Source organism: Alphaproteobacteria bacterium (assembly GCA_025800285.1).
Taxonomy (GTDB): domain Bacteria; phylum Pseudomonadota; class Alphaproteobacteria; order JAOXRX01; family JAOXRX01; genus JAOXRX01.
In genome coordinates, this window is sequence record JAOXRX010000074.1 from 1 (window position 1) to 932 (window position 932).

At 30.2% G+C, this 932-nt stretch carries 1 protein-coding gene; it reads left to right on the forward strand.

All coding sequences use genetic code 11. The annotated features are described in order from the left end of the window. On the forward strand, positions 1 to 932 hold a 932-nt coding region (locus tag OIF36_04240), incomplete at both ends, for an HD domain-containing protein (protein MCV6599667.1).

Below are 932 nucleotides of genomic sequence, written 5' to 3' on the forward strand. Positions count from 1 at the left end.
AGAACAGGACAAGCTGGACTTGTACCTGAGACAAAAGTTGTAATGGAATATGCCATAAATGATTATAAAGAAAAAGTAGAGCTTACATCTAAAAAGTTAATCACAACAGTTGTCTCAGCAATAAGAGCTTATGAAAATATTAGAGCTTTAAAAGATAGTAAGTCCCAAATAGAGAGCTTAAACTATGATTTAAAAAAACTTGTGGATTCTTTAGATAGAAATGTTATTACTGCAAAAGTTGATAATGAAGGTAGCTTAAAATGTGTAAGCCGTGCTTTTTGTGAAACCATGGAATATGAAGAAAATGAACTTTTAGGTAGAAAAACTATAGAGTTTTTGCATCCCAATTATGATAAAGAACAGTATAAAGCTATAGAAGAAGCTTATTCTAATTATAGTGAATGGGAAGGGGAAGTTCAAGTTTTAACTAAGGGTAAAAAAACCTTATGGGCTCATGTAAAAAGAGAAATGGAATATAATGAAAATGGAGAGTTTTTAAATTATATTTTAATTTTACAAGATATTACAGCACAAAAAGATATGCAAGAAGCTAAAAACGAGATAGAAGCTTTAAATGAGGAGATTACAAGTACTCAAAAAGAGATTATTTTTAGGCTTGGGGAGATAACAGAAACAAGAAGTAAAGAAACAGGTATGCATGTAAAAAGAGTTGCTGAGTATTCAAAGCTTTTAGCTTTATATTATGGCTTATCTAAAGATGAAGCAGAGATAATAAAAATGGCAAGTCCTATGCATGATATAGGAAAGGTTGCAATCCCTGATAATATTTTAAATAAACCAGGAAAATATACTCCTGAAGAGTTTGAGATAATGAAAACCCATGCACAAATTGGTTATGAAATGTTAAAATCATCTAAGAAAACTATTTTAAAAGCAGCAGCTATCATAGCCCATCAACATCAAGAAAAATA